The sequence below is a fragment of the Stenotrophomonas sp. GQ19 genome, from assembly GCF_059758695.1.
Genome location: NZ_JCAXES010000011.1, coordinates 171,777 through 196,907 on the forward strand (window position 1 = coordinate 171,777; position 25,131 = coordinate 196,907).

Annotated in this window: 25 protein-coding genes; 18 read left to right on the top strand and 7 right to left on the bottom strand. The window is 68.5% G+C overall.

The features are described from left to right. The first annotated feature begins 49 nt into the window (after positions 1–49). The 8 genes from AC6CHL_RS18505 to AC6CHL_RS18540 all read left to right on the top strand — a co-directional run bounded on the left by AC6CHL_RS18505 (position 50) and on the right by AC6CHL_RS18540 (position 9,439). Complete coding sequence (locus AC6CHL_RS18505) at positions 50–736, top strand: Fe2+-dependent dioxygenase (protein WP_038689916.1); 687 nt, start codon at positions 50–52, stop codon at positions 734–736. 141 nt (positions 737–877) lie between these two features. Next, the gene (locus AC6CHL_RS18510; RefSeq protein WP_498295703.1) at positions 878–1,309 is read left to right on the top strand and encodes a hypothetical protein; all 432 of its coding nucleotides are present in this window, start codon (positions 878–880) and stop codon (positions 1,307–1,309) included. 151 nt (positions 1,310–1,460) lie between these two features. Then, complete coding sequence (locus AC6CHL_RS18515) at positions 1,461–3,893, top strand: TonB-dependent receptor domain-containing protein (RefSeq protein ID WP_498295705.1); 2,433 nt, start codon at positions 1,461–1,463, stop codon at positions 3,891–3,893. Positions 3,894–4,635: 742 nt separating this feature from the next. Next, the gene (locus AC6CHL_RS18520) at positions 4,636–5,271 is read left to right on the top strand and encodes a PepSY-associated TM helix domain-containing protein (protein WP_448136843.1); all 636 of its coding nucleotides are present in this window, start codon (positions 4,636–4,638) and stop codon (positions 5,269–5,271) included. 21 nt (positions 5,272–5,292) lie between these two features. After that, on the top strand, positions 5,293–5,811 hold the full coding sequence (locus AC6CHL_RS18525) for a DUF2271 domain-containing protein (protein WP_137188805.1): 519 nt from the start codon (positions 5,293–5,295) through the stop codon (positions 5,809–5,811). Between the two features lie 124 nt (positions 5,812–5,935). Further along, positions 5,936–6,742, top strand: a complete 807-nt coding sequence (locus AC6CHL_RS18530) for a DUF4198 domain-containing protein (protein ID WP_498295707.1) — start codon at positions 5,936–5,938, stop codon at positions 6,740–6,742. 112 nt (positions 6,743–6,854) lie between these two features. Further along, positions 6,855–7,835, top strand: coding sequence for an FAD:protein FMN transferase (locus tag AC6CHL_RS18535; RefSeq protein WP_498295709.1), 981 nt, complete (start codon positions 6,855–6,857; stop codon positions 7,833–7,835). Then, positions 7,832–9,439, top strand: coding sequence for a sulfite reductase subunit alpha (locus AC6CHL_RS18540; protein ID WP_498295711.1), 1,608 nt, complete (start codon positions 7,832–7,834; stop codon positions 9,437–9,439). The genes AC6CHL_RS18535 and AC6CHL_RS18540 overlap by 4 nt, the downstream gene beginning before the upstream one ends. A gap of 780 nt (positions 9,440–10,219) precedes the next feature. On the opposite strand, the gene AC6CHL_RS18545 is transcribed toward AC6CHL_RS18540, so the two are convergent. The 4 genes from AC6CHL_RS18545 to AC6CHL_RS18560 form a co-directional block, all read right to left on the bottom strand. Beyond that, positions 10,220–10,819 carry a HutD/Ves family protein gene (locus tag AC6CHL_RS18545; protein WP_498295713.1) on the bottom strand — a complete coding sequence of 200 codons (600 nt, stop codon included), beginning with the start codon at positions 10,817–10,819 and terminating at the stop codon, positions 10,220–10,222. Positions 10,820–10,833: 14 nt separating this feature from the next. Continuing rightward, a complete protein-coding gene (locus AC6CHL_RS18550) occupies positions 10,834–11,547 on the bottom strand; it encodes a murein L,D-transpeptidase catalytic domain family protein (protein ID WP_498295714.1) in 714 nt (237 codons plus the stop codon). 26 nt (positions 11,548–11,573) lie between these two features. After that, positions 11,574–12,641 carry a L,D-transpeptidase gene (locus AC6CHL_RS18555; RefSeq protein WP_498295716.1) on the bottom strand — a complete coding sequence of 356 codons (1,068 nt, stop codon included), beginning with the start codon at positions 12,639–12,641 and terminating at the stop codon, positions 11,574–11,576. A gap of 436 nt (positions 12,642–13,077) precedes the next feature. After that, complete coding sequence (locus tag AC6CHL_RS18560) at positions 13,078–13,407, bottom strand: ComEA family DNA-binding protein (protein WP_038692446.1); 330 nt, start codon at positions 13,405–13,407, stop codon at positions 13,078–13,080. Between the two features lie 199 nt (positions 13,408–13,606). On the opposite strand from AC6CHL_RS18560, the gene AC6CHL_RS18565 reads away from it, so the two are divergent. From AC6CHL_RS18565 to murU, 4 genes are all read left to right on the top strand, one after another. Continuing rightward, positions 13,607–15,100: a M20 family metallopeptidase gene (locus AC6CHL_RS18565; protein WP_038689935.1), complete on the top strand. Its 1,494-nt coding sequence runs from the start codon at positions 13,607–13,609 to the stop codon at positions 15,098–15,100. 70 nt (positions 15,101–15,170) lie between these two features. Next, positions 15,171–15,446 (top strand): GlsB/YeaQ/YmgE family stress response membrane protein, encoded by a 276-nt coding sequence (locus AC6CHL_RS18570; protein ID WP_038689937.1) that lies wholly within the window; start codon positions 15,171–15,173, stop codon positions 15,444–15,446. A gap of 59 nt (positions 15,447–15,505) precedes the next feature. Further along, the gene (locus AC6CHL_RS18575) at positions 15,506–16,531 is read left to right on the top strand and encodes an aminoglycoside phosphotransferase family protein (RefSeq protein ID WP_447592332.1); all 1,026 of its coding nucleotides are present in this window, start codon (positions 15,506–15,508) and stop codon (positions 16,529–16,531) included. Continuing rightward, positions 16,528–17,241 carry an N-acetylmuramate alpha-1-phosphate uridylyltransferase MurU gene (gene murU / locus AC6CHL_RS18580; RefSeq protein WP_498295719.1) on the top strand — a complete coding sequence of 238 codons (714 nt, stop codon included), beginning with the start codon at positions 16,528–16,530 and terminating at the stop codon, positions 17,239–17,241. The genes AC6CHL_RS18575 and murU overlap by 4 nt, the downstream gene beginning before the upstream one ends. A 193-nt stretch (positions 17,242–17,434) precedes the next feature. Here murU and hda read toward each other — a convergent pair whose 3' ends face one another. Genes hda through AC6CHL_RS18595 form a run of 3 tightly spaced genes read right to left on the bottom strand, consistent with a single transcriptional unit; the run spans position 17,435 to position 20,432 of the window. Then, entirely contained in the window at positions 17,435–18,145 is a 711-nt protein-coding gene (hda, locus tag AC6CHL_RS18585; protein ID WP_137188798.1) for a DnaA regulatory inactivator Hda, read from the bottom strand. Further along, on the bottom strand, positions 18,142–19,314 hold the full coding sequence (locus AC6CHL_RS18590) for an AI-2E family transporter (RefSeq protein ID WP_038689945.1): 1,173 nt from the start codon (positions 19,312–19,314) through the stop codon (positions 18,142–18,144). The genes hda and AC6CHL_RS18590 overlap by 4 nt, the downstream gene beginning before the upstream one ends. Continuing rightward, positions 19,311–20,432: a DUF2066 domain-containing protein gene (locus AC6CHL_RS18595; protein WP_498295721.1), complete on the bottom strand. Its 1,122-nt coding sequence runs from the start codon at positions 20,430–20,432 to the stop codon at positions 19,311–19,313. Before AC6CHL_RS18595 ends, AC6CHL_RS18590 begins: the two co-directional genes overlap by 4 nt. Positions 20,433–20,540: 108 nt before the next feature. Here AC6CHL_RS18595 and purM point away from each other — a divergent pair, with 108 nt between their 5' ends. The 6 genes from purM (at position 20,541) to AC6CHL_RS18625 (ending at position 24,972) form a co-directional block, all read left to right on the top strand. Next, positions 20,541–21,596, top strand: a complete 1,056-nt coding sequence (gene purM / locus AC6CHL_RS18600; protein ID WP_314404183.1) for a phosphoribosylformylglycinamidine cyclo-ligase — start codon at positions 20,541–20,543, stop codon at positions 21,594–21,596. A 62-nt stretch (positions 21,597–21,658) separates the two neighbouring features. Beyond that, positions 21,659–22,108 (top strand): hypothetical protein, encoded by a 450-nt coding sequence (locus tag AC6CHL_RS18605; protein ID WP_498295731.1) that lies wholly within the window; start codon positions 21,659–21,661, stop codon positions 22,106–22,108. A 17-nt stretch (positions 22,109–22,125) separates the two neighbouring features. Next, the gene (locus AC6CHL_RS18610) at positions 22,126–22,767 is read left to right on the top strand and encodes a DUF2238 domain-containing protein (RefSeq protein ID WP_498295723.1); all 642 of its coding nucleotides are present in this window, start codon (positions 22,126–22,128) and stop codon (positions 22,765–22,767) included. Continuing rightward, the gene (gene purN, locus AC6CHL_RS18615) at positions 22,764–23,423 is read left to right on the top strand and encodes a phosphoribosylglycinamide formyltransferase (RefSeq protein ID WP_498295724.1); all 660 of its coding nucleotides are present in this window, start codon (positions 22,764–22,766) and stop codon (positions 23,421–23,423) included. Before AC6CHL_RS18610 ends, purN begins: the two co-directional genes overlap by 4 nt. Positions 23,424–23,490: 67 nt before the next feature. After that, the gene (locus AC6CHL_RS18620; protein ID WP_038689956.1) at positions 23,491–24,285 is read left to right on the top strand and encodes a DUF3108 domain-containing protein; all 795 of its coding nucleotides are present in this window, start codon (positions 23,491–23,493) and stop codon (positions 24,283–24,285) included. 3 nt (positions 24,286–24,288) lie between these two features. After that, positions 24,289–24,972: a DUF3108 domain-containing protein gene (locus AC6CHL_RS18625; protein WP_038689958.1), complete on the top strand. Its 684-nt coding sequence runs from the start codon at positions 24,289–24,291 to the stop codon at positions 24,970–24,972. Positions 24,973–25,131: the final 159 nt, after the last annotated feature.

Below are 25,131 nucleotides of genomic sequence, written 5' to 3' on the forward strand. Positions count from 1 at the left end.
TGCGTGGGCGGCGCGGGGAGGTTCCCCGCGCCGCGTAGAGGATCCCGCCATGCTGCTGCATGTTCCCAACGTACTGTCCGCCGATGAACTGGCCCATCTGCAGCGCGCGCTTGCGGCGGCGGACTGGGCCGATGGCCGCGAAACGGTGGGGGCACAGGGCGCGCAGGTCAAGCGCAACCAGCAACTGCCCGATGCCTCGCCCCTGAAGGCCGAACTGGGGCAGGTGGTGCTGGCGGCGCTGGAGCGGCATCCGCTGTTCTTTGCCGCCGCGCTGCCGCTGCGGATCCTGCCCCCGCGCTTCAACCGCTACCAGGGCGGCGGCGAATACGGCCTGCATGTCGATGGGGCGGTGATGATCACCGGCCACGGCGAGCAGCGTGCCCACCTGCGCTCGGATGTGTCCTGCACCTTGTTCCTGAGCCCGCCGGAGGCCTATGACGGCGGCGAACTGGTGGTCAGCGACACCTATGGCGAGCACGAGGTGAAACTGCCTGCCGGCGATCTGGTGGTCTACCCGTCAAGCAGCCTGCACCGGGTCAACGCGGTGACACGCGGTGCCCGGCTTGCCTCGTTCTTCTGGGTACAGAGCATGGTCCGCGATGACAGCGCGCGGCGCATGCTGCTGGAGATGGACAGCGCCATCGAGACGCTGCGCACCGGCGGTGCCGACGCGGCCGCCGTGCTGCAGCTCACCGGCGTGTATCACAACCTGCTGCGCCGCTGGAGCGAGGTCTGATCGTACCGGGGCCTGTCCTGCGGCGGGTGCATCACCCTCAATCGCAAATCATTCCCATTTGCACCCGGGAACGTATCTCACTACAATCCCGGCGCGTTGCGTCCCGAAACTCCGGGCCGCCGTAGACCGGACACCCCCCGCTTGCGCCACCCGCACCGCCACCGCAGCTTCGCCCCCGCCATGCGCGGGCAGCGTCCGGCGTTGGCGAGCGTGCTGGCCTGGCTGGCCCTGGTGGCGATGCTGCTCACCGGCCTGCCGGTGCTGGAGCACGCCGTACCGGGCAGCAGCGCCATCGTGCTGCAGATGCCGGTGGAAGAACGCCCCGCCGGCGGCGGCGAAACCGCCGCGCAGGAAGACGCACCGGCCAAGCTGCGCCGGGTGGCCAGCGCCCGGGCGTCAAGCACGCCGCTGCCGCCGTTGCCCGAACCGGTGGATGCACTGGGCGCGCTGATGGCCACCATGATCGTGCTGCCGCCGCAGGTATCGCCGTCTGTTGATTCGGCACCGGCCACGCCGTTGCCGTCGGCCCCGGGGCTGCGCGTGCAGCGCGGCCAGGCGCCACCGCAGGGCTGATCCCGCGCATCGCCTGCGGCGCCAACGCGCCGTCGATGCCGATCACCGCCTGTCTGCCCGCCCTGCGGGCCCCTTCCTGATCTGTGGTGCGTGGCGTGGCCTGCTGGCCGCGCCCGCGCGCGTCCGTCTGCTTTCCTTCGAGGTTATTGCCATGGCCCAGCGCCAGCGTCGTCATACGTCCCTTTCCCGTTGTTCGCTGAGCATCGCCCTGCTCGGCGCGCTCAGTGCCCCGGCCTTCGCCAACGGTGCCGCTGCCGGCTCGCCGACCACCCTGGACAAGGTGGTGGTCACCGCCGCCGGCTTCGAGCAGAAGATCACTGACGCCCCGGCCAGCATCAGCGTGGTCAGCCGCGAAGAACTGAGCAAGCGCCCGTACACCAGCCTGGTGGATGCGCTGCGCGACGTGGAAGGCATCGACGTGGGCATGGAAACCACCGACAAGAACGGCCGCGCCACCATTTCCATGCGCGGCATGCCGTCCGAATACACCCTGGTGCTGATCGACGGCCGCCGCCAGAGCAACGTGGGCCAGCTGTACCCGAACAACTTCGGCGGCGGCCAGTTTGCCTACCTGCCGCCGCTGGATGCCATCGAGCGCATCGAAGTGGTGCGTGGCCCGATGTCCACCCTGTATGGCTCGGACGCGATGGGCGGGGTGATCAACATCATCACCCGGCGCAACCAGGACAGCTGGCACGGCTCGGTCACCCAGGGCTTCACCGTGCAGCAGGACGACCAGTTCGGCGATGCGCGCACCACCGATGTGTACCTGACCGGCCCGTTGCTCAAGGACCGCCTGGCCCTGGCGGTGCGCGGCAGCTACTACGACGCCAAGGCGTCCAACCCGGAGTGGGATGACCTGCCGCTGCCGGACGGCACGCTGTGGGAGCGCAGCATCGGCTTCGGCGGTGGCGGCAAGGCGGTGGCCAACACCAACTGGAATACCGGCCTGCGCTTGAACTGGACGATCAACGACGACCACGACCTGAGCCTGGACTACGACGTCTCGCGCCAGAAGTACGACAACAGCGAAGGCCAGACCGGCACCCTGGACAGCGCCGCCAGCCTGTGGCGCGTGGGCAACGCGACCATTCCCAATCCGAACGGCAGCGGCACGGTCACCCGCCGCGTGGTGCAGCCGCGCGTGGGCTACACCGCCTACCAGCGCTATGAGCGCGACCAGCTGGCGCTGAGCCACCAGGGCCGCTACAGCTTCGGTACCTGGCAGACCACGCTGACGCACACCACCAGCAACAACCTGGGCCGTTCGCTGCCGCTGACCTTGGACGAGCGCGCGGACCTGCAGACGCTGTGGAACGATGTGTGCGCACGCACCGGCGCGGCGGCCAACTGCGCCGCAGGGCGTGGCAATGCGCTGACCGCCCTGAACGCCAGCGAGCAGGCCCGCCTGCAGGCGTTCCTGCCGCGCCCGCTGCGCACGATGGAGCTGGAAGGCTACGTGCTGGACACGATGCTCGACATGACCTTCGGCGCGCACAAGCTGACCGTGGGTGGCCAGTACAACGACACCGACATGGTGGACGGCGTGTTCGGCATGGACGGCGCCGGCTACCGTGACAACGTCAAGCAGCAGCACCGGATGTGGTCGGTGTTCGCCGAGGACAACTGGTCGCTGACCGACACGCTGACCGCCACGGTGGGCGTGCGCTACGACGACCACAACATCTTCGGCAGCCACGTCAGCCCGCGCGGGTATCTGGTGTGGAACGCCAGCGACGCGTGGACGATCAAGGGCGGGGTGAGCACCGGCTACAAGACCCCGCGCCCGGACCAGCTGTTCCCGGGCGTGACCGGGTTCGGCGGCCAGGGCGTGCTGCCGCTGGTGGGTTCGCCGAACCTGCAGCCGGAAACCAGCACCAACTATGAGGTGGCGGCGTACTACGCAGGCAGCGACTGGGGCTTCAACGTCACCGGGTTCCTCAACAAGTTCGACGACAAGATCGCCAGCGGCGGCACGTTCCCGAACTGCGAAGTGGCCCCGGCCGGCAGCGGGTACTGCGTGGACGTGGGCCCGGGCTGGGCAGCGCTGGGCTACAGCACCTTCAGCCAGAGCGTGAACATCGACAAGGCCGAAACGCGCGGTGTCGAGGCGGCGGCCTACGTGGACCTGCTGGACAGCCTGCAGTTGCGCGGCAACTACACCTACACCACGTCCGAGCAGACCAGCGGCGTGGACAAGGGCAAGCCGGTGGGCGGCACGACCACGCCGGCCCGGCACATGGCCAATGCCAGCCTGAACTGGCAGCTCAACGATGCGGTCAGTCTGTCGCTGATCGGCGAAGGCCGCTACGACCGCTACCGCGACACGCTGGTGGGCAACGTGGGCGGGGTGAGCACGTCGCAGGTGCGCTACTACGAGCACTACACGATCTTCCACCTGGGCGGCAGCTGGAACATCAACCGCTGGCTGACGCTCAATGCGCGGGTGAACAACCTGTTCGACAAGGACTTCGTGTCGCAGTCGTGCGTGTTGATCAGCGACAGCGAATACAACTGCGTGGACGACTACGCGACCAAGGACCAGCGCCGCAGCTACTGGATGTCGTTGAACGCGAAGTTCTGAGGAACAAGTGCGTCGGGGCTTTTTTGGGTCTATGGCTGAGTCGGTGGGGGTGGGGTTGCGGGGCACGCTGCAAGTACGTCCGTGTAAGCTCCGTCGCCGCATCCATGCGGCTCAGGGCCCCGCAACCCCACCCCCACCGACCCCCGACAGTTGGTCGGGGCCCCGGCGCAGTCAAGGGCGGGGGAGCAAGAGCAAGAGCAACAGCAAGAGCAACAGCAAGTGCAACAGCAAGTGCAACAGCAAGTGCAACAGCAAGTGCAACAGCAAGTGCAACAGCAAGTGCAACAGCAAGTGCAACAGCAAGTGCAACAGCAGCCGAGCAACGCTCGGCTCTACCGGATCGGGGCCTGGTTTTTGCCGAGCCATGCTCGGCACCCCTTCTCCAAAAAACGGCCAACAGCCCGCTCTTCCCCTGCGCACCGACATTCTGTCCACGGGACGGCGGGTATGGGTTCGCGGGACCCTCCACTGCATGGATGCGGTGGCGGAGCCTACAAGGGTGAGGGCGCATTGCTTGCGAGGCATCGCCTCGCATGCGCCCGAACGCACAGCCGCCAGCGGCTGGGCAGGGCCGCGGAGCGGGACTTGCGGCGTGTCCCGTGAACCCATACCCGCCGTCACGCCCCGGCAGACCACAGTGCTGCTTTGCTTGAAAGCTTTGAGCTTTGGCCAAAACCACCCACAAATTGCGAACCATTCTCATCAATGGTGTAATTCGCCATTCGATCAAAGTCCACCCCCAGTGCCCACTCCAACCTCCAGCGTGCAGCAGCAACAAAGTCGTGGCTTCTGGCTGCGCACCCTGCACCAGTGGCACTGGATCAGCTCGGCCGTCTGCCTCATCGGCATGCTGCTGTTTGCCGCCACCGGCATCACCCTCAACCACGCCGCCAGGATCGAAGCCACCCCGCAGGTCGTCAACCGCCAGCTGGACCTGCCCGCCGACCTGCTCGCCACGCTCGGCGACCGCGCCGACGGCAACGCGCCCCTGCCCCGTGCCGCCGCCCGCTGGCTCGATGCCCAACTGCATATCGCCATTGGCCGCCGCCCCGCCGAATGGTCCGATGGCGAAATCTACCTCTCCATGCCCAGCCCCGGCGGTGACGCCTGGCTCAGCATCGACCGCGACAGTGGCGCCGTCGAATACGAAGCCACCACCCGCGGCTGGGTCTCCTACTTCAACGACCTCCACAAAGGCCGCAACGCCGGACCCGCCTGGGGCTGGTTCCTCGACGTGTTCGCTGCCGCCTGCCTGGTCTTCTGCATCACCGGCCTGTTCCTGCTCCACCTGCATGCCCGCCAGCGGCGCATGACCTGGCCCCTGGTCGGCCTCGGCCTGATGATCCCCCTGCTCATCGCCCTCATCCTCATCCACTGATCGCCCCCACGGAGCCGCACCATGCGCGTCACCCTGACCATCGCCCTGAGCGGCCTGCTCGCCACCAGCCCCGCCTACGCCGCCACCCTCGACATCAACGTCGAAGTGCCCAAGCTCACCGTCGCCGAATATCACCGCCCCTACGTCGCCGTGTGGCTGGAAGGCGCCGACCAGAAAGTGGCCGCCAACCTCTCGGTCTGGTACCAGCAGACCGGCAACAGCGAAGGCCATGGCACCAAGTGGCTGCCCGACCTGCGCCAGTGGTGGCGCAAGAGCGGCCGCACCCTGGACGTGCCCGTCGACGGCGTCACCGGCCCCACCCGCCCCGCCGGCAAGCAGGCCCTGTCGTTCAACGACAAGCAGCCCGCGCTGAAGGCCCTGGCCCCCGGCAACTACACCCTCGTGGTCGAAGCCGTGCGCGAAGTCGGTGGCCGCGAACTGCTCAAAATCCCCTTCACCTGGCCGGTCACCACCGCCCAGAACGGCAAGGCGCAGGGCGCCACCGAACTCGGCCTGGTCACCCTCACCGCCAAACCGTGACCTTCCGCCCGTCTTCGCCGGCGGGCACACCACACCCCCGCACCGCCGCGTAGCATCGGCGGTCGGACCGTTCCCCGTTCACCGGGCATGTCCCTTGCACCTGCCCCCTTACATGGAGTTGTTGATGAAGCGCTCGCTCGTCCTAGCCGCCGCCCTGGCCGCCGCACTTCCGTTCTCCGCCCTGGCCCACAAAGCCTGGCTGCAGCCCTCGCAGACCGTCGTCGCCGGCGAGAAGCCGTGGATCACCGTCGATGCGGCCGTGTCCAACGACCTGTTCTACTTCAACCATGTGCCGCTGCGCCTGGACAACCTGATCATCACCGCTCCGGACGGCACCCTCGTGCAGCCGCAGAACGCAGCCACCGGCAAGTTCCGCAGCGTGTTCGATGTCGAGCTCACCCAGCAGGGCACCTACCGCCTGGCCACCGTCAACAACGGCCTGTCGGCCAGCTGGGAAGAAGACGGCAAGCCCAAGCGCTGGCGCGGCACCCCGGCCACCTTCGCCACCGAAGTGCCGAAGAAGGCCAAGAAGCTGCAGGTATCGCAGTCGGTCGGCCGGGTGGAAACCTTCGTCACCAACGGCACCCCCAACGACACCGCGCTGAAGCCGACCAAGCAGGGCATCGAAATGGTCGCACTGGGTCATCCCAACGACCTGGTTGCCGGCGAAGCCGCCCGCTTCCGCGTGCTGGTCGACGGCAAGCCGCGCGCCGGCCTGGCCTTCGAGATCACCCGCGGCGGCACGCGCTACCGCAACGCCCAGGAAGAGATCAAGGTCACCACCGACAAGAAGGGCGAGTTCAGCGTCACCTGGCCCGAGGCTGGCATGTACTGGCTGGAAACCGGCAGCGAAGACAAGAAGACCTCGCCCAAGCAGGCCAAGACCCGCCGCCTGAGCTATGTGGCTACCCTCGAAGTGCTGCCGCAGTAACCCGCGCAGTTCCGCTTCAGGCCGCACCTGCGGCACGCCCCCTCCCCGGCGGAGGGGGCCTTTGACCAGGATCGATGATGGCGCGGGCCGCACGCCCCCCCTGCCCCAGCCCATGAATGACGTACCCCTCGACATCGCCAGCCTCGGTGGCCACACCATGGGCACCACTTGGCAGGTAAAGCTGGTGGTCGCGCGCACGCGTGACCTGCACCCGCTGCATGCCGGCATCCAGGCCCAGCTCGACGCCATCGTGGCGCAGATGAGCACCTGGGAAGCCAACAGTGACATCGCCCGTTTCAACCGTGCCGCGCCCGGCAGCGCACAGCGCGTGCCCGACCTGTTCGCACGCGTGGTGGACGCCGCCGTGGACATCGCCCGCCGCAGCGCGGGTGCCTTCGACCCCACCGTGGGGCCGCTGGTCGCGCTCTGGGGATTTGGCGCGCACGCCCACGCACAACGCATTCCCGACCCCGCCACGCTGGCCGCCACCCGCGCCCGCTGCGGCTGGCAGCGCCTGCACTGGGCCGACCAGACCCTGCAGCAACCCGGTGGCGTGGAACTGGATCTGTCCGCCATTGCCAAAGGCTTCGGCGTGGACCAGGTCAGCGCCTGGCTGTGCCAGCAGGGCGTGCACGCCGCGCTGGTGGAAGTGGGCGGTGAACTGCACGGCTACGGCCGCAAGCCCGATGGCCAGCCATGGCGCGTACTGGTCGAAGCCGGTCCCGAGGAAGAGGCCAGCAGCGCGCTGCCACCGCGGGTGCTCGCACTGGATGACCTGGCCGTGGCCACCTCCGGCGACCGCTGGCACCACTTCGAACAGGACGGCGCGCAGTTCAGCCACACCCTGGACCCGCGCACCGGCGCGCCGGTCACGCGTGCCGCCGCGGCCGTCACCGTGGCCGCACGCGATGCGATGCACGCCGACGGCTGGGCGACCGCGCTGACCGTGATGGGCGTTACGCAGGGCCTGGCCTTCGCCCGCGAGCACGCGCTGGCCGCACGTTTTGTCAGCCGCGGCGCGCACGGCATCGAAGAACACATGAGCCCGGCCTTCGCGCAGCTGCTTGATGCACCGCCGGCGCCGCGCGCATGAGCCGTCCGTCGCGCGCCACGGTCGGCAACGTGCTGGTGATCGCCCTGCTGGTGGTGATGGCGTGGCTGCTGCTGCGCCTGCACCTGCAGGAACCGTGGTGGCAGGGCGCACCGCTGGCATCGCACTGGCGCATCGCCGCCGCCAGCGTGTTCGGCTATGCCGTGCTCTGCGCCCTGATCTGGTGGCGGGGCCGGCCGCGCGACGATGCCGCGGTGGCAGGCGGGCAGGCACCACTGCTGCTGGTCTGGGCCAGCCAGACCGGCTTTGCCCAGCAGCTGTGCGAACGCAGCGCCGACGCCTTGCGCGCGGCGGGCATACCGGTGCGGCTGCGCGGCTTGCACCAGGTGGACGCCAGCACGCTGCAGCAGGCCACGCAGGTCCTGTTCATCGCCAGCACCACCGGCGAGGGCGATGCGCCCGACCACGCGCTGCCGTTCCTGCGCACGGTGATGCCACAGGCGCTGGCACTGCCGCAGCTGCAGTACGGTGTGCTTGCACTGGGCGACCGCAGCTACGGGCACTTCTGCGCGTTCGGCCACCAACTGGATGCGTGGTTGCGCCAGCACGGTGCGCACCCGTTGTTCGACACCGTGGAAGTGGACAACGCCGACCCGGCCGCGCTGCGCCACTGGCAGCAGCTGCTGGGCCAGCTCGGCGGCACCGCCACCGACCTGCCCGACTGGACCCCGGCCGATTACCTGCACTGGCAGCTGCGCAGCCGCACGCTGGAAAACCCGGGCAGCCCCGGTGCCGGCACCTGGCGCGTATCGCTGGTGCCCGCCGACGGCGTCCTGCCCGCGTGGCAGGCCGGCGACGTGGTGGAAATCGGCCCGCGGCATGCGCCCGCCGCGGTGGATGCGTGGCTGGCCGCCACCGCGCTGGACGGCACGCAGCAGATCGACGGCGACACCCTGCACACGCACCTGTCGCGCGCGCATCTGCCCGATGCCGATGAAACACCGGACAACGATGCGGCGGCATTGGTGGCGTCATTGCGCCCGTTGCCGCACCGCGAATACTCCATCGCCAGCATGCCCGGCGAAGGCCACGTGCAGCTGCTGCTGCGCCGGCAACTGCGTCCGGACGGCACGCCCGGTCTGGGCAGCGGCTGGTTGTGCGACCACGCCGCGCTGGGCGGCCGCATCGACCTGCGTTTCCGCAGCAACCCGAATTTCCATGCCCCTGCGCCAGACGCCCCGCTGATCCTGATCGGCAACGGCACCGGCATCGCCGGCCTGCGCGCGCACCTGCGTGCCCGCATAGACGCGGGCGCGCGGCGCACCTGGCTGCTGTTCGGCGAGCGCACGCAGGCGCACGACTTCTACTTTGGCGACGAACTGACCGCCTGGCAGCAGGCCGGCTGGATCGAACACCTGGATACGGTGTTCAGCCGCGACGGCGGCGAGCACCGCTACGTGCAGGATCGCCTGCAGGCGCACATCGACCGGCTGTGGGAGTGGTCGCGCGAAGGCGCCACGATCCTGGTCTGCGGCAGCCTGCAGGGCATGGCCCCGGCCGTGGACGCAGTGATCGAACGCGCGTTGGGCCGCGAAGGCAAGGAAGCGCTGATCGTGGCCGGCCGCTACCGGCGCGACGTGTATTGAGTGCACGGACGCGCCGCGCGCCGGTGACGTTGGTGCCCAAACGACCGCCGAAGACCTTTCGCACCACCACCGGCTCCCAATCGACGCTGATGACCGTTGGCACCACCACCGGTAGGGTCGGTTCCCAAACGACTGCCCATAACGGTGATCGCCGCGGCGAACGCATGACCTGCAACGCGGCCACCTTCGACACAGGTCATGCCATCACCGAACGCTGCACACGCTATCGGCAGTCGATCGGGATGCGACCCTACCAGGGCAGATCACGCCGCCACCGCCCCCAATAAACGGCCGATGACCTCTCGCGCCACCGCCGGCTCCCAATCAACCGCCGATGACCTTTTGCACAACCACCGGTAGGGTCGGTTCCCAAACGACTGCCGATGACGGTGATCGGTACGGCGAACGCATGACCCGCACCGTAACCGCCTTCGACACAGCTCATGCCACCACCGAACGCTGCACAGGCTATCGGCAGTCGATCGGGATGCGACCCTACCAAGGCAGATCACGCCGCCACCGCCCCCAATAAACGGCCGATGACCTCTCGCACCAACGCCGGTTTCCAAGCGACGGCCGATGACCTCTCGCGCGACCGCCGGCTCCCAATCAACCGCCGATGACCGTTTGCACCACCAACGGTAGGGTCGGTTCCCAAACGACTGCCGATGGCAATGATCGACGCGGCGAACGCATGACCCGCACCGTAACCGCCTTCGACACATGTCATGCCACCACCGAACGCTGCACAGGTTATCGGCAGTCGATCGGGATGCGACCCTACCGGGGGCTCAGTCGAATCGCGAGCAGTTCACCGCCGCCACGCAACGCAAATCGCGTGCGCGGCCCGGCCGCCAGCCAGGCGGTGTCGCCGGCGTCCATTGGCGGCAGGTCGGTGTCGCCCTCGAACTGCGCCTGCCCGGCCAGTAAATGGATCGCCCATGCCGTGGCCGGTTCGGTGAAGAAGAACATGCTGCCCACCAGCGGTCGGTGCAGCAGTTCGGCCTCCAGTGCGTCGCGGCGCCACATCAGGTTGAAGTCGTGGGTGAGCCCGTCCACCAGCTCGCCGTGGATCTCCGCTTCGCCGGCAAAGCGCAACCTGTCGTGCGGCGGCAGCAGCGTCTGCACGGCCCCGTCGGCAAAGCGCAGGCGCAGGCCTTCGCCGCGCAGCAACACCAGTTCGCGCTCGATGCCGGGGAACGACGAGAACGCCGCATCCTGCTCGATCTCGGCGATCGACAGGCGCACCTGCCAATCATCGGTGTCGGGCACGCGCAGGATTTCCCGCGTCCAGCCCAGCCCATTGCGCCAGCGCTCGCGGCGGTACTCGAAACTTGGAATCACGCGCGTGGCCGCGCTCAGGACAGGTTCGGTCGACATGCCCGCATTGTGCCTCAGCCGGCGCGGCCGCCGCAGTCCGGACCCAGCAGCTGCGAACGCGCCAGCCAGTCCTTGTCGGGGTAGTAGGCGAACACCATCGCACCGTCACGCAGGCTGTTGATGAGCGGCTTGGCCACGGTCAGCCGTACCGCCGGGCAGCCGAGACTGCGGCCCAGCCGGCCCTGCACCCGGGCCATCGTCGGGTTCACGTACGGGGCGCCGTGGATGACGATGGCGCGGTCGCGCGCTTTGTCGTTGAAGCCCGGCTCCAGCCCTTCCAGGCGCAATGAATACCCATTGCCGCCCATGTAGGTTTCCTTGGCGGTAAACGCACCCAGGCTGGACATGAAGCTGCCATCGCGATTGGAAAAATGTTCGGTCTGGTTGCCGCCGCTGTTGCGGCCATGCGCCACCCATTCCTCGAACAGCAGTTTCTGCCGGGCCAGGTCGAACACCCACATGCGCTGCTCGGTGGACGGGCGCGAGTAGTCGATGACGCTCAGCCGGGTCGGGTCGATGCCCAGTTCCGGCCGCCGCAGCGCGCAGGTCATCGCCTTCGCCGCCAGCTGCAGCACCTTGCGGTCGGCGCCCGGCGCCGCGCGCGCCAGCATGTCGGCCAGCTGCGCCGGCGGCAGCGGGGCCGGCGCGGCGGCCGCGCACGCGCCCACGGCCGACCCGGCCAGCGCCAGCCCACACAGGGCAGTTCGAGTTATCCGGGTCACGCGCATGGACGACATACCAACAGGGCCAATCCCTACAAGGTGGACCCACCCGCGTCCGATTCCAACACCGGCTGCAGGTTCTGTTCATCGGCCACCGGCCGAACCGCCGGCAGGCTGGTCACCAACAGCGTGGTGCCCGGCACCAGCGCCTTGTACAGCTGCTCGGCAAATTCAGGCGGCAGCGCCATCGGCAGGCTGGGGGTAGCCAGCAGGTCCGGGCTGGCGTTGCCGGCGCTCTGCCCCAGCAACGGGTAGGCGGTCCACTTGTGCAGGCGCTGGTGCGCGTCCAGCGGGCTGGGCACGTCCGAGTAGCCCTGCTGCATCACGAACAGGGTGGTGCCCTCGAACGCCGGCAGCGCCTTGGCCTCCAGCCGCGATTCGCCGATCAGCACGCCATCACGCAGCACGTACAGGCGCTGGTCGTGCAGGCTGACCAGGATGCCCACCTGGCCACTCGGCGCGGCCGCGTCGTTCCAGTAATGCGCCGGCGCATCGGTGGTTTCCACCAACGGCTTGCCGGTGCTGTTCACCGGGGCCAGCACCGCCGGGTAGGCCAGCGTCATCGGCGCGCTCTTGGCGTCGGCCACCACCACGGTGTCGCCGCGCTTGGTTTCACCGAACAGCTTCTGTGCGAACGCCTGCGGCAGGCGCACGCAGCCGTGCGAGGCCGGGTGACCGGGCAGGTTGCCGCCGTGCAGGGCGATGCCGTCCCAGGTCAGCCGCTGCATGTAGGGCATCGGCGCACTGTTGTAGAGGTTGGACTTGTGGTCCTTGTCCTTCTGCAGAATGGTGAACACACCGGTGGGGGTTTCATGCCCGGTCTTGCCCGAGCTGATCGTGCTCAGGCCGATGGCGATGCCGTTGCGGTACACATAGGCGCGCTGCTCGTCCAGGCTGACCACCAGCACGATCGGCCCGGCCGGCGAGATTTCCGGATGCCAGAGAAATTCGCCCGGCTTGAGATCGGTGGGCCCGCGCGGTGCGGCGGTGGCTTTTTCGACGGCGGCTGCGGACGGCGGTGCAGCGACCGCAACCGAGCAGAGTCCGCTGGCGAACAGGGTGGCCAGGGCCAGGGTAAGCAACGCGCGGCGTGGTGCCATGGGATCATTCCATCCAGTGATGCGCAGACGCTACACCAACGCGCTGCATGAAACAGGTGTTCGCAGGGCGGGGAGCCGCCGCCACGCAGCGTGTGGCGCCAGCGGCGCGAGCACACCACGCCGTCCAAAAAGAAATTGCCCGGCCACGCATCCCTGCGCAGTACCGGGCAATCGTCACATCCTTGTCGGCATCCCGCCTTCCCCCTGTGCATCCTGCCCAGTATGGGTGCCGGCCATGCTCCCTGCACTCGGCCGTATCCTGTTCCGCCATCACAGCCCTTCCCGGGTCTGGATGCCACCATCCTGGTGGATCCGCGCCATTCCTTCCGCGCCCGCATCCCTGCGCACCGCGTCCCTGCGTATGTCGGTGTCACCGCGCGTCCTGCGCGGCAACCAGTGACAGGCTCCCTGCCCGTCCCCGACCTGTCCTGTCTGGTCAGCGCCTCGGTACGGATGCCGGCAACGCCCTCCTGGGCGGTTCCGCGGCGGGACTCTTCATGATCCCCGTCGTCATCCGTTGTCGATTCCGTTCGACCGTTGCTGTCCCTATCCCCTTCACCCGCGTCAAATCCTCGACGCGAAGGAAGTGGCCGTGTTGTCGCCGGTACGCGACGATCGCCTCGGCCTTGTGTGGCCCCACGTTCGCCAATCCCTGCTGCAGCGTCGACGCATCTGCTGTATTGATGTCGATCCGGTCGGATGCTTGCGCAGCCCCCATCAGCAACAGTCCCAGCACCAGCGCCTTACACGAAAACCAAGGCCCCACCTTGCTACTCCTTGTGGCTCGGAACCGGTGCCTGCCGGCTATCCCGTCGGAAGCTCCAGCGTGCCTCGCCACATACACACAGCCTATCGTCCACAGCAGCTTCACACAGCCAGCCAAATACCTGACGTTGTGTAGGGAAATCCCTACCCCGCTCCCGGGCGTAGAATGTGAGGACTTGCCAATGCATCCGGAGTGTCAGATGGACAGCACCAAACTCGGCCAATTCGTCAGTGAGAAGTGGGACAGCGAAATCGTCCCGCAATTGGTCGATTACATCCGTATTCCCAACAAATCGCCGATGTTCGACGCAGATTGGGTGGCCAATGGGTACATGGAGCAGGCCGTTACCCTGATGGAAACCTGGGCCCGTGCCCAGAATCTGCCGGGCCTGACGGTGGAGGTGGTGCGCCTGGAAGGCCGCACGCCGCTGCTGCTGCTGGAAATCCCCGCCTCCGGCGCCGAGACCGGCGACGACACCATCCTGCTGTACGGCCACCTGGACAAGCAGCCGGAAATGACCGGCTGGGACGACGACCTGGGCCCGTGGATTCCGGTGCTGCGCGGCGACAAGCTGTACGGCCGCGGCGGCGCCGACGACGGTTACGCCATGTTCGGTTCGCTGGCTGCCGTGCTGGCGCTGCAGGAACAGGGCCTGCCGCATGCGCGCTGCGTGGTGCTGATCGAAGCCTGCGAAGAATCGGGCAGCTACGACCTGCCGGCCTACGTGGACCACCTGGCCGACCGCATCGGCAAGCCGTCGCTGGTGGTGTGCCTGGATTCGGGCTGCGCCAACTACGACCAGCTGTGGTGCACCACCTCGCTGCGCGGCCTGACCGGCGGCAACTTCTCGGTCAAGGTGCTCAACGAAGGCGTGCATTCCGGCGATGCCTCCGGCGTGATCCCGTCCAGCTTCCGCCTGCTGCGCCAGCTGCTGTCGCGCATCGAGGACGAGAACACCGGCCGCATCCTGATCGACGGCATGAATGTCGAGATCCCGGCCGAGCGCCTGGAACAGGCCAAGCGCGCCGCCGATGTGGTGGACACCGCGATCTTCGAGAAATTCCCGATGGTCGACGGCCTGAAGCCGATGAACGAAGACCTCACCGAGCTGGTGCTCAACCGCACCTGGCGCCCGGCGTTGTCGGTGACCGGCGTGGACGGCATGCCGCCGCTGGCGTCGGCCGGCAACGTGCTGCGCCCGCATACCGCGGTGAAGCTGTCGCTGCGCCTGCCGCCCACCGCCGATGGCAAGGCCTGCGGCGAGCTGCTCAAGGAAGCGCTGCTGCGCGACCCGCCGAACGGCGCGGAAGTGAAGCTGGACCTGGAAAAGGCCTCCAGCGGCTGGAACGCCCCGGCCATGGCGCCGTGGCTGACCCAGGCCATCGACGATGCCAGCCAGACCTTCTTCGGCAAGCCGGCGATGTACATGGGCGAAGGCGGCTCGATCCCGTTCATGGGCATGCTGGGTGAGAAGTTCCCCGGCGCGCAGTTCATGATCACCGGCGTGCTCGGCCCGCATTCCAACGCGCATGGCCCGAACGAGTTCCTGCACATTCCGATGGGCAAGAAGGTCACCGCGTGCGTGTCCAAGGTGATCAGCGAGCACTACGCGGCCAGCCTGCGCGGCGAGACCAGCGGTTCGCCGGTTGCCGCCGACAGCGGCACCCGCCACGGCGGCCACGGCTGCTGCTGATTGCGTCATGCCGTGACGGACGCAGCCTGGCCTTGCTAGGCTGCGTCCATCCTTCGACGGCGCAGATGGCATGAACGGACTGTTTGGCAGCACCAGCTGGCTCTACATCATCCTGGTCGGCTTCGTGGTCGGCCTGCTCGGGCGCTTCTTCATGCCCGGCAACAACCGCATGGGCTGCCTGCTGACCATCGTGCTGGGCATCGTCGGCGCACTGCTGGCCGGCTGGTTCGGCCAGTACATGGGCTGGTATGCCGCCGGTGAGCCGGCCGGCTTCCTCGGCGCGGTCCTCGGTGCGGTGGCCGTGCTCGCCGTGCTGCGGCTGGTCAGCGGCGGCGACAAGCGCTGAGCCCCCGCACGTTTCTCATTCCCCTGGCGCCCCCCGGTGCCGCTTCGACGTACCTGTCCATGAACGATCCTGCTTCCGATCCCCTGCGTGCCGAACTGCGCCGCCAGTGGGCCAGCACCGCGCTGAACGACCCGCAGCTGGCGCTCGACCGCGCCTCGGTCGACGCCGGGTTCCGCAGCTACTGGCGTGCCACCAGCACGCGCGGCAGCCACATCGTGATGGACTCCCCGCCCGGGCTGGAGGACGTGCGCCCGTGGCTGCGCATGCACGACCTGCTGGAACCCAACGGCGTGCGCGTGCCGCAGGTGCTCGAGCGCGATGTCGAGCAGGGCTTCCTGCTGCTGGAAGACCTGGGCGGGCCCACGCTGGCCCGGCACATCGACGACCGCAATGCCGATGCGTGGTTCGATGCCGCGTTCGCGCAGCTGATCCGCCTGCAACAGATTCCCGTGCCCGAGGGCATGGGCAGCTTCGGTGAGGCGCTGCTGCAGCGCGACGCCGGGCTGTTTGACGAATGGTTCCTGCAGCGCCACCTGGGCCTGCAGCTGGACTGCGGCGAGCTGGAGCAGCTGCAACTGGTGCACCGGCGGCTGATGGACAACGCGCTGAACCAGCCGCAGGTGCTCACCCACCGCGACTTCATGCCGCGCAACCTGATGCCGGTCGACGGCGGCCCGGCCGTGCTGGACTTCCAGGACCTGGTCCGCGGGCCGATCGCCTACGACCCGGTGAGCCTGTTCAAGGATGCGTTCCTGAGCTGGCCGCTGGCCAAGGTGGATGCGTGGCTGGCGCGCTACCACGCCCAGGCGCTGGCCGCGGGCCTGCCGGTGCGGCCGTGGCCGCAGTTCCTGCGCGACGCCGACTGGATGGGCGTGCAGCGCCATCTGAAGATCCTGGGCCTGTTCGTGCGCCTGCGCGACCGCGACGGCAAGGGCCATTATTTCGACGACGCCCCGCGCTTCATCGCCTACCTGGACGAAGTGCTGCCGCGCCATCCCGAACTGGCCGCGCTGGACGACCTGCTGCAGCGGCGCATCAAACCGGCGTTGGCGCAGCTGGCCAGCCCGGTGCTGGCGCGCCCATGAAGGCACTGATTTTCTCGGCGGGCAAAGGCGAGCGCATGCGCCCGCTGACCCTGCACACGCCCAAGCCGCTGCTGCGGGCCGGCGGCAAGCCGTTGATCGCCTGGCACCTGGAAAAGCTGGCCGCTGCGGGCATCCGCGAGGTGGTGGTCAACACCTCGTGGCTGGGCGACCAGTTCGGCCCCGCCTTGGGCGACGGCGCGCGCTGGGGCCTGCGCCTGCATCTCATCGACGAAGGCCCGGTGCCGCTGGAAACCGGCGGCGGCATCCTCAACGCCTTGCCGCTGCTCGGCGATGCGCCCTTCCTGGTGGTCAACGGCGATGTCTGGACCGACCTGGATTTCGGCACGCTGCCGGAGGCACCGGCGGGCGATGCGCACCTGGTGCTGGTCGACAATCCGGTCCAGCATCCGCGCGGCGATTTCATCCTGCATCCCGATGGCCGCATTGATGAAGATGGCGACGCCGCACGCCTGACCTATGCCGGCATCGGCGTGTACCGCCCGGCCATCCTTGACCGCTGGCGCGCGGTGATCGGCGCCACCGCAGGCGCGGCGGCCCAACCGCCGCAGTTCGGCCTGGCCCCGCTGCTGCGGCATGCCATGGGCCAGGGCCGCGTGGGCGGGCAGCACCACCGCGGGCGCTGGACCGACGTGGGCACGCCGGAGCGCCTGGCGCAGCTGGACGCCCAGTTGCAGTCCCGGCACGGGTAAAACACCGCAGGCACGAACCTGGGCGACCCGGTGGTAGAGCCGACCGTTGGTCGGCTGCTCTCCGCCCGAGCCGACCAGAGCAGCCGACCAACGGTCGGCTCTACATGGTGGGGGACGTCTTCGGAGCAGCCGACCAACGGTCGGCTCTACACGGTGGGGGCCTGTCTCCAGAGCAGCCGACCAACGGTCGGCTCTACAACCGGTGCGGGCCGTCTTCCAGGACCTGCCGCAGGAACGGCACGGTGATGCGTCGCTGTGCGGCCAGCGATTCGCGGTCCAGCCAGTCCAGCAGGCTGACCAGGCTGCCCAGTTCGCGGCCGGTGCGGGTCAGCAACCATTCGATCGCCGCCTCGTCGATGGCCAGGCCACGGCGCAACGCGCGTTCGCGCAGCACCGCCGCGCGGCCTTCGTCATCCAGCGGCTGCAACTGCACGCGAACGCACTGCTGCAGGCGCGAGCGCAGGTCCGGCAGCACCAGGCCGAGCTGGTCCGGCCCGTGCTGGGCGGTATACAGCAGGGTGATGCCGGCACTGCGCGCGCGGTTGTGGAAATCGAACAGCGCCACCTCGTCCTCGCGCTGCCCGGCCACCGCATCCAGCCCATCCAGCGCGACCAGGTCGCGCCCTTCCAGCGATTCCAGCGCGGCGCGGGTGCGCCCCACCACCGCCTTCAGCGGCAGGTAGGTCGGCTGGCGGCCGGCCTGTTCGGCCAGCGAGCACATCGCCAGCGCCTGGTGGGTCTTGCCGGTGCCGGCCGCGCCTTCCAGGTACACCCAGTCGTGCGCGGCCCCCACCGCGATCGCACGCAGCTGCGCCAGCGCACCATCCGGTGCACCGATGAAGGTTTCCAGTCGCTCGTCCTGCGGGTAGCGCAGGGCGAGCGGCAACTGCGGAACGACGCTCACTTCGAGTCAGGCGCCTTCGGTGAGGTATCCACGATGATGGTGGGCGTGTCGATGTAGGAATCCAGCACGATCGCCGACTTCTCGCCGGCATACAGGTCGCTCTGGCGGTAACGCTGGTGTGCATAGCGCAGCAGCACGTTGCTCACCGCCGCCACCGGCAACGCCAGCAGCATGCCCAGGAAGCCGAACAGCTGGCCACCGGCCATCACCGCGAAGATCACCGCCACCGGGTGCAGGCCGATCTTGTCGCCCACGATGCGCGGGGTCAGCACGTAGCTTTCCAGCAGCTGGCCCACGGTGAACACCACGCCGACCAGGATCAGCAGCTTCAGGTCGAAGCCCTGCGCCTGCACCAGCGCGGCGCCGATGGCCATCACGATGCCGGTGGTGGCGCCCAGGTAGGGAATGAAACTGATCAGGCCGGCCACCAGGCCGATCAACAGGCCCAGCTTCAGCCCCACCAGCGACAGGCCGGCGGCATACACCACGCCCAGCGCGATCATCACCAGGAACTGGCCGCGGATGAACGCGCCCAGCACCTCGTCGGACTCGCGGGCCAGCTTGGTGATGGTGCCGATGTGGTTGCGCGGGATCATCGACGCCACCCGCTCCACCAGCTTGTCCCAGTCACGCAGGAAGTAGAACGCCAGGATCGGCAGCAGCAGGATGTTGACCACCCAGGTCACCATCGTGAAGCCCGAGCGCGACACGTAGCCGAAGAAGGTCTTGGCGAAGCCGCCCGCCTGCTGCCAGTGGCTGCGTACCCATTCGATCAGCCGGTCCGGGTCCATCCACTGCATGATCTCCAGCCCGGTCTTCTGCTCGAACCACGGAATGCCGGTCTGCATCAGCCACTGCTGGGCCTGCGGGATGGCCGCCACCAGGGTGGCGATCTGGCGCTCGATCATCGGCACCAGGATCAGCAGCGCGGCAGTGATCAGCAGGATCATCGCCACGAACACCAGCACCACGCCGGTGTTGCGCGAGCGGCCGGTGGCCTCGATGCGGTCGACCAGCGGGTCGCCCAGCCAGGCCAGCGCCAGGGCCAGCACGAACGGAGTGAGGATCGGGCCCAGCAGCCAGATCACCCAGCCCACTGCCAGCGCCGCCAGAACGTACTTGAGGCGGCGCAGGAACTGCGCGATCTCGGCTTCGGGAGTGAGGATCATCGCAGTCGGTACTCGTTGCTGGCCGGGGGCGGCGGGGTACCGGGGGCGTTATCGCCGTCGACCGGCACCGGCAGCGGGGCCAGCGGCACGATCACGCCGTTGTCGCCGAGCATGCGGTTCAGGCCGGACAGGCCGGTGGTCATCTCCAGCGACAGCTCCAGGCGGTTGCCCGACGCGCGCAGCGGGGTGATGTTGCGCACCACCGGGTTTTCACGCAGCCCGGCGGCCAGGCGCAGGTAGTCCTCGGCACTGTCCAGCCCGCTCACCACGATGGTGTAGCTGCCGGCCGCGCCGGTGGCGGCCCCGGCCTTGGCGTACCGCCGGACCAGCGCGTCGGCGGTGCCGTCGGCGCCGCTGGCCATGGCACGGCGGGCGTCGGTGTCCTTGGTGGTCCACTTGTTCAGTTCCTTGCCACCGTCCACGAACACCCAGTCGGCCACCCAGCCGCCGTTGGCGCGGTACAGCTTGCCCACCAGCTGCATCGGCGGGGCGTAGCGCGAGGAGGCGCGGGCCACCGCGGCGGTGTCCTGGCGCCAGATGGCGCCCACCACCGCCTGCTCGGCGGCGCTGCCACCGGGCAGGCCCAGCTTGTAACCGCGTTCGATGGCGCGGTTCAGCAACGGGCGGGCGGCGTTGGCCTGCTGCACGCTGACCAGACGCGGGCCGCTGCCATCGTCGATGGCCAGCCAGACCACCGGCTTGGGCCGCGGCTGCGGCCACAGCGGCAGCCCCAGCGCGGAAATCAGCCCATCCACGTCGTCCTGGCGGAAACGGGCCACCAGGGTGGTGCGGAAACTGGGCGCCCCGCTGGCCGAGGTGCTCTGGTCCTGCCGATAGTCATAGCTGGCCACGTAATCCTTGGCCCCGCGCAGGGCCTGGGCCACGCCCGGGCGGCCCATCACGCTGCGGTCGCCCGACAGCTTGGCCAGCACGTTGCCCAGCGCGCGCGCCAACGCGCCATTGCGGTCGGCGTCGGCCTGGCTGTTGACCGGCACTTCGGCCTCATAGGCGCCCGTGGCGCTGGCCACATCGCCTTCGGTACGCAGGCCGCTCTGGGCCATCGTGGCCACCGGCAGGCATAGCGTGAGGAGCATCATCAAAAAGAGGCTGCGGCGCATCAGGACTTCCATTGAGCGTATCCGGGGGGAATTGTTGCCCGAATAGGGCCTGCGCGCCAACGTGGCCTGTTAAAATCGCCGATTCACCCCAGCGCAGCGCCGACGCCCGTGACCAACTCCCCGTCCAACCCCTCTCCCCTGACCTACCGCGACGCCGGTGTCGACATCGACGCGGGCAATGCACTGGTCGAGCGCATCAAGCCGCTGGTCAAGCGCAGCTTCCGCCCCGAAGTGATGGGCGGGCTGGGGGGCTTCGGCGCGCTGTTCGACCTGTCCAACAAGTACCGCGAGCCGGTGCTGGTGTCGGGCACCGACGGCGTGGGCACCAAGCTGAAGCTCGCACAACAGCTGGGCCGCCATGACACCATCGGCATCGACCTGGTGGCCATGTGCGTGAACGACGTGCTGGTGCAGGGCGCCGAGCCGCTGTTCTTCCTGGACTACTTCGCCACCGGCAAGCTGGACATCGACACCGCCGCGGCGGTCGTGGGCGGCATCGCCAACGGCTGCACCGAGGCCGGCTGCGCGCTGATCGGCGGCGAAACCGCTGAAATGCCCGACATGTACGCCCCGGGCGAGTACGACCTGGCCGGTTTCACCGTGGCCGGGGTCGAGAAGAGCGAGCTGAAGGACGGCGCCAGCGTGGCCGCCGGCGACGTGCTGATCGGCATCGCCTCCTCCGGCCCGCACTCCAACGGGTACTCGCTGGTGCGCCGCATCTACGACCGCGCCGGCCAGCCTGCGGACCTGGAGCTCGACGGCGGGGTCAAGCTGGTCGACGCGCTGATGGCGCCCACCCGGCTGTACGTCAAGCCGATCCTGGCGCTGCTGAAGGAACATGGCGCGGCCATCCACGGCATGGCCCACATCACCGGTGGCGGCCTCACCGAGAACATCATCCGCGTGGTGCCCGATGGCCTGGGCCTGGACATCCAGGCCAACGCGTGGACCCTGCCGCCGGTGTTCCAGTGGCTGCAGAAGGAAGGCGCGGTGGCCGACAGCGAGATGTGGCGCACCTTCAACTGCGGCATCGGCTTCGTGCTGATCGTGGCCGCCGACCAGGTCCAGACCGTGTCCGCTGCCGTGACCGCACAGGGCCTGGACCACTGGACCATCGGCACGGTGACCGTCGCCGACGGTGCCGAGCGCGTCAAGATCGGTTGATCGCGCCCATGGAGCCCCGCATGGATGCCCTCGCTCCACCGCCGCTGCCGCCCCGGTTGCCCATGGCGCCGCCGCGCGGCGGCCAGGACGACGCGGCGCAGCTGCGCCTGTTGTCGGTGCTGCACTACGTAATGGCCGGCTTCACCGCGCTGTTTTCCTTTTTCCCGGTGATCTACCTGGTGGTGGGCATCGCGGTGCTCAGCGGGGCCATGCCGGTGGACAGCAGCACGGCGTCGTCGCCGGGCGAGGTCCAGCTGATGGGCTGGGTGTTCACCGGCCTGGGTGCGGTGTTCTTCCTGGGCATGCTCGCCATGGCCGGACTGGTCGGCTACGCCGGGCGCTGCCTGGCGCGCGAGCAGCGCCACACGCTGTGCATGGTCGCCGCCGGCGTGTGCTGCATGTTCATGCCGCTGGGCACCATCCTGGGCGTGTTCACCCTGGTCACCCTGACCCGCACCTCGGTGCGTGAGCGCTTCGCGCACGGCGCCACCCCGCCCCCTTCCACGCCCTGACCTGCCGGCTGACGCGCATGAACCACCGTGGCCGCAGTGCCCGTCCGTTTTCGATGGCCAAGAAGCTCGCCCTTGCCGCCGTGCTGGCGGTGTTCGCGGCCAGCTGGATCCAACCGCTGTGGCCGCTTGAGCAGACCCTGCACAGCTCGCTGACCGTGATCGGTCTGGTGGCGCTGTGGTGGGTCGACCGCCGCTGGGGGCTGGGCAACGGCGCGTTCGCCGCGATCTGCGGCTTCATCGCCATCCACTGCATCGCCGCGCGCTGGCTGTATTCCAACGTGCCCTACGACGCGTGGCTGCAGGCGGCGCTGCACTGGTCGCCGAACGCCGCCTTCGGCTGGCAGCGCAACCACTTCGACCGGCTCATCCACTTCCTGTACGGCGTCTGCTTCACCCCGGCGCTGCTGCAACTGGCGCGCCATGCGTGGCCGGCGCTGCGCATCGGCCAGGCCTTCACCCTGGCGGTGATGGTGGTGATGTGCTCCAGCCTGGCTTACGAATGGCTGGAATGGGGCATTGCGCTGCTGCTGTCGCCCGAAGCAGCCGAGGCCTACAACGGCCAGCAGGGTGATATGTGGGACGCGCACGCTGACATGCTGCTGGCCACGGTGGGCAGCCTGCTGGTCTGGCCGATGGCGCAGCGGAGCGTGCAGCGATGAGCGCACCGGCACGCCTGGCGGTGCTCGCGTCCGGCCGCGGCAGCAACCTGCAGGCGATCACCGCAGCCATCGCGGCCGGCCAGCTCGATGCGCAGGTCGTGGCGGTGCTGTCGGACAAACCCGATGCGCCCGCCCTGCAGCAGGTTGCTGCCGAACAGCGCTGGGCGCGCTCGCCGAAGGACTTCGCCGACCGCGCCGCCTTCGATACCGCACTGGGCGACGCACTGGCCGGGTTCGCCCCGGACTGGGTGGTCTGCGCCGGTTACATGCGCATCCTGGGCCAGGCCTTCGTCGAACGCTTCGACGGCCGGCTGGTCAACATCCATCCGTCGCTGCTGCCGCTGTACAAGGGTCTGCACACGCACGCCCGCGCACTGGAAGCCGGTGACGTCGCGCATGGCGCCAGCGTGCACTTCGTGGTGCCCGAACTGGATGCCGGCACCGTGCTGGCGCAGGCGCGGGTGCCGGTACTGGCCGGCGACACCCCCGAAACACTGGCCCAGCGGGTGCTGGCGGTGGAACACCCGCTGCTGATCGCCAGCCTGCAGTGGCTGGTGTCCGGCCGCGTGGCTGAACGGCACGGACAGCTGGTGGTCGACGGTCACCCCCTGTTTAGCCCCTTGCGCCTAGATTCCGCCGGTAAGCTGAACAGGTGAGCGGCGCGCACACGCGCTGCTGATCCGGACGCTGGCATCCTCCCCCTTCCCCCTTTCCCGTGCCCGCATGAACACCTCCCTGTCCAAGCCAGTGCTGCTGATTGCATCCCTGCTGTGCACCGTGGCGATCGCACAGGCACAGGAACCGCCTGCGGCCGCGCCGGAACAGGCGGCCGCGCCGTTGCCGGTACCGGCGATCAGCTGGGAAGCGCCGCCGCTGGAGCCGTTCACCGCCACCTACCAGGCCCTGTACAAGGGCAAGGATGCGGGCGACGCCACCATGAAGGTGACCCACACCGGCGGCGCGCAGTGGCGGGTGGACATGCAGGTCGTGGGCCGGCGCGGCTTTGCCAGCGTGCTGGGCCTGAACCTGGAACAGAGCACCGTGTTCGAGAAGCAGGGCGAGGTCTACGTACCGATCAGCCAGGCCACCGTGCGCAAGGGCCTGTTCCTGGGCAAGAAGGTCAGTGGCACCTACAACTGGCAGGCCGGCACCGCGCAATGGCTGGGCGACCTGAAGAAGGAACGCACCCAGCCGATTCCGCTGCAGCCCGGCGACCAGAGCGCGCTGCTGATCAACCTGGCGATCATGCGCGACGCCCGCCCCGGCAGCCAGATGCACTACCGCTATGTCGACGTGGGCCGCGTGCGCCAGCACGACTACCAGGCGGCGGCCGACACCGAGAACGTGCAGGTCGGCGACCTGTCCTACAACGCGCTGCGGGTCCACCGGACCAACGGCGGCAATGACGAAACCATCCTCTGGATCGCCAACGGTGTCCCCACGCCGGTGCGCATCCTGCAACGCGAAGATGGGGAAGATCGGATCGATCTTCGCCTGATCGAATACCAAGGAGTCTGAGCAATGAACCTGATGAACCGCCCCCTGAGCTGGCTCGCCGCTGGTGCCCTGGCCCTGGTCAGCCTGCCGGCCATGGCGCTGCAGCCGTTCAAGGCTGACTACCTGGCCAGCTATATGGGCATGCAGGCCAACGGCACGATGACGCTGGCCAGCGAGGGCAGCAACAAGTGGCGCTACAGCCTGAACGTGAAGAACCAGCTGGCCGATCTCAGCCAGAGCACCGTGTTCGAGGAGGCCAACGGCCGCCTGCGCCCGCTCAGCAGCAACGACCGTTCGGTGCTGCTGGTGAAGAAGCGCAACGTGGATGCCACCTACAACTGGTCCAGCAACCAGGCCACCTGGACCGGTGACGTCAAGGGCGACCGCCGTGGCCCGGTGGCGCTGAAGACTGGTGACATGGACGCGCTGCTGATCAACCTGGCGATCGCGCGCGACCTGGCCGCCGGCAAGCCGCTGAACTACCGCATGGTGGACGAAGGCCGCATCAAGCCGATGAGCTACAAGGTGGTCGGCCAGGAGAAGATCACGGTGGGCGGCAAGTCGTATGACGCCACCAAGGTGTCGCGCACCGACGGCAACAAGGAACTGATCGCCTGGATCGTCAAGGAGTTCCCGGTACCGGCCCGCCTGCTGCAGCGTGAGGGCGGCAAGGACGCGCTGGACCTGACGATCAAAGGCATGAATTAAGCGCGGGCGGTAGAGCCGACCGTTGGTCGGCTGCTTGCATGGGTACCGACCAACGGTCCGTACCTACCGATTGCGGCGTGCCGTCATTACGACGTTTCGCCATTGCAGCATGCCGCCGGACAGAGAAAAAAGCCCGCTTGCGCGGGCTTTTTTTCATTC